The organism is Caulobacter sp. HMWF025 (assembly GCF_003060965.1).
GTDB lineage: Bacteria > Pseudomonadota > Alphaproteobacteria > Caulobacterales > Caulobacteraceae > Caulobacter.
Genome location: NZ_QAII01000174.1, coordinates 1609 through 5283, shown reverse-complemented (window position 1 = coordinate 5283; position 3675 = coordinate 1609). Strand labels below are relative to the sequence as shown.

Sequence of the window (3675 nt, the reverse complement as noted above, 5' to 3'; positions counted from 1 at the left end):
CCCCTGGCTCAGCTGAGCCGTGAAATGCCGGCGAAGGGCGCGCGCCCTTCGCCCCGCCTGCACCTGCGGCGGACAAAGAGGTTCCCGCCACAAGGGCGGGAATGACGAAAGGTAGGGGGATAGGCAGCCTCCAATCCCCGTCGCCTGACGAACAAAACCCAACCTGATCAAATCCTTACAAAAATCCTGATCGCGCCAATCAAACGCGCTCAAAACCCCCCGCATAATCACCTCACCGGACAGCACGGGAAGGGCGCAGGGCCAGCGACCGTTGCGGCTGGCCGGGGTGGTCGAGCGGGAAGCTCAATCGATGGCGGGAGGAGCCCTGGGCTCCGGGCCGCCAACCCTGTCGTGTCTGGCGGCGGTCGGCCGTGGATCACAGAAACGACGTCACGGCAGGGGTCGGGCGAGCAGCAGGTGGACCTGGAAGGGTTCACAGTCCGGATCGGGGTCGCTCCCCGGTCCGCCCGCCGGAGGCTTCAGGGCGGCGAGGCCCGAACAGGGCTCAAACGCCGCACGCCTCTGACAGAACGATCACGCGGAGCGTTCAGATCTCGTCGAAACGGTATTTTCTATCCTTCATCCGGGCGAGGCCCGGGCGCTCCGCGACCCTTCCCATACCTTCGGCGGATTTCCGCGTGAGGCGGCCAGCCTGTGCCCGATCCATCCGCCATGTCGCCAGCCGGAGACCACGACATGCCGCCACAAACGAAAACGGGCCGGAAACCCGAAGGTCCCGGCCCGCTCAAGTCTCAGCTCAGTTCGAAATCAGAAGATTTCGAACAGCCCCGCCGCGCCCATGCCGCCGCCGATGCACATGGTCACCACGCCCAGCTTGGCGCCGCGACGCTTGCCTTCCAGCAGCAGGTGGCCGGCGCAGCGGGCGCCGGTCATGCCGAAGGGGTGGCCGATGGCGATCGAGCCGCCGTTGACGTTGTACTTTTCCGGATCGATGCCGAGCTTGTCGCGGCTGTAGAGGCACTGCGAGGCGAAGGCTTCGTTCAGTTCCCACAGGTCGATGTCGTCGACCTTCAGGCCGTGACGTTCCAGCAGGCGCGGCACGGCGAAGACCGGGCCGATGCCCATTTCGTCGGGCTCGCAGCCGGCCACGGCGAAGCCGCGGAAAGCGCCCAGCGGGGTCAGGCCGCGACGGGCGGCTTCAGCGGCTTCCATCACCACCACGGCGGCGGCGCCGTCCGACAGCTGGCTGGCATTGCCGGCCGTGACGAACTTGCCTTCGCCCATCACCGGCTTCAGGCTGTTGAGGCCTTCCAGGGTGGTGTCAGCGCGGTTGCACTCGTCCTTGTCGACCACGTAGTCGACAAAGCTCTCTTCCTTGGTTTCCTTGTTGACCACCTTCATCTTGGTGGCCATCGGCACGATCTCGTCCTTGAACAGGCCGGCGGCCTGCGCGGCGGCGATGCGCTGCTGGCTGCGCAGGGCGTATTCGTCCTGGTACTCGCGGCTCAGGTTGTAGCGCTTGGCCACGATGTCGGCGGTGTCGATCATCGCCATCCAGAGGGCCGGATGGGTGCCCATCAGCTTCTCTTCGGTGATGTGGTAGCGGTTCATGTGACCGCCGCCCTGCACGAGCGAGATCGACTCGACGCCGCCGCCGATGGCGACATTGGCGCCGTCATTGCGGACATAGTTGGCCGCCGTGGCGATGGCCTGCAGGCCCGACGAGCAGAAGCGGTTGATGGTCTGGCCCGAGGTGGTGACCGGCAGACCGGCCCACATGGCGGCGTTGCGGGCCACGTTCATGCCGGTGGCGCCTTCGGGGCCGCCGCAGCCCAGGATCACGTCCTCGACTTCGCCGCCGTCGAGACCGGCGCGCGACACGGCGTGCTGGATGGCGTGACCGGCCATGGCCGCGCCGTGGGTGTTGTTGAAGCCGCCGCGGTTGGACTTGGCCAGACCGGTGCGGGCGTAAGAGACGATGACCGCTTCGCGCATGAGCGCACTCCCCGTTAAACGTTAGTTTGAATTGGCGGGCACCCTAGACCGGGATTTCCGTCTGGGAAAGGTCACGCGAACGTAAAGCAGCTTGACGGCGTCCTGCAGCGGCCTGACGCTCCTGAACAACGATAAGGTACGGGAGGATACGCCATGGCCGATCACGCCTATGATCTCGTGCTGCGCGGCGGGACGGTCTTCGACGGTTCGGGGGCTCCGGGCTTTGTCGCCGATGTCGCGGTCCGGTCCGGCCTGATCGCCGCCGTCGGTCAAAACCTTGCCCCGGGGCGGGAAGAGATTGACGCGACCGGCCGGATCGTCACGCCGGGCTTTGTCGACATCCATACCCACTATGACGGCCAGGCCACCTGGGACCACCGCATGACCCCGAGCTCTGGCCACGGGGTGACGACCGTGGTGATGGGCAATTGCGGCGTCGGCTTCGCGCCCTGCCGGCCGGAGGATCGCGACCGGCTGATCCGGCTGATGGAAGGCGTCGAGGACATCCCCTTCCCGGTGCTGACCGAGGGCCTGCCCTGGACCTGGGAGAGCTTCCCCGACTATCTCGACGCCCTCGAGGCGCGGGCCTTCGACGTCGATATCGGGGCCCAGCTGCCCCACGCGGCCCTGCGGGTCCATGTGATGGGCGAGCGCGGGGCCAATCGCGAACCGGCGACCCCGGCCGACATCGCCGCCATGGCGGCCATCGCCAGGCGGGCCGTCGAGGTCGGAGCCCTGGGCTTTTCCACCTCGCGGACCCTCAACCACAGAACCAGCGACGGCCAGCCGACCCCGACCCTTACGGCGGGTGAGGACGAGCTGACCGGCATCGCCCTGGGCCTGGCGGCAGCGGGCAAGGGGGTGCTGCAACTGGTCTCGGACTTCCATCCCGACGGCCTGGCCGAGCTGGCCATGCTGCGGCGGATCGTCGAGCGCTCGGGCCGGCCGCTGTCCTTCTCGCTGGTCCAGAGCCCCAAATCGCCGGACGGCTGGAAGCTGTTGCTGGCGGGGCTGCAGGCGGCGGCCGAGGCCGGCCTGCCGATCCGGGCCCAGGTCTGCGGACGTCCGGTGGGGGTACTGTTTGGGCTCGAACTGACGCTCAATCCGTTCAGCCAGAGCGCCGCCTATGGCGAGATTGCGGGTCTGCCGCTGGCCGAACGGGTTGTGGCCCTGCGGGATCCCGCCTTCCGGGCCCGGCTGCTGGCCGAGGACGGCGATCCGAAGGGTCCGTTTGCCGGAAGTGCCCTGCGGGCCTGGAGCAACCTGTTCCCGATGGCTGCGGTCCCCGACTATGAGCCGACCGCCGACCAGACCGTGGCGGCCCTGGCGACGGCTTCGGGGCGCGACCCCGCCGAGGTCGCCCTGGAGGCCATGCTCGAGAATGACGGGCGCGGCATGCTCTACCATCCGTTCCTGAACTATGCGGACGGCTGTCTTGACCCCAGCCACGCCATGCTCAGCCACCCCCACACCGTGCCGGGCCTGTCGGACGGCGGGGCGCATGTCGGCATGATCTGCGACGGCAGCTTCCCGACCAGCAACCTGATCCACTGGACCCGCGACCGCACCCGGGGTCCGCGCCTGGCGCTGGAGGCCATGATCGCCATGCAGACCCGCGACACGGCCCGGACCGTCGGCCTGATGGATCGCGGCCTGATCGCGCCGGGCTACCGGGCCGACCTCAATGTCATCGACTATCAGGGCCTGAGCCTTGAGGCC

2 protein-coding genes are annotated in these 3675 nt (G+C 68.1%); one reads left to right on the top strand and one right to left on the bottom strand.

The annotated features are described in order from the left end of the window. Positions 1-768: 768 nt before the first annotated feature. Positions 769-1956 carry an acetyl-CoA C-acyltransferase gene (locus tag DBR10_RS18115; protein ID WP_108506338.1) on the bottom strand — a complete coding sequence of 396 codons (1188 nt, stop codon included), beginning with the start codon at positions 1954-1956 and terminating at the stop codon, positions 769-771. A 153-nt stretch (positions 1957-2109) separates the two neighbouring features. Between DBR10_RS18115 and DBR10_RS18110 the strand changes: the two genes are divergently transcribed. Then, positions 2110-3675: N-acyl-D-amino-acid deacylase family protein (locus DBR10_RS18110; protein ID WP_233243482.1), on the top strand; the 1566-nt coding region annotated here is incomplete at its 3' end.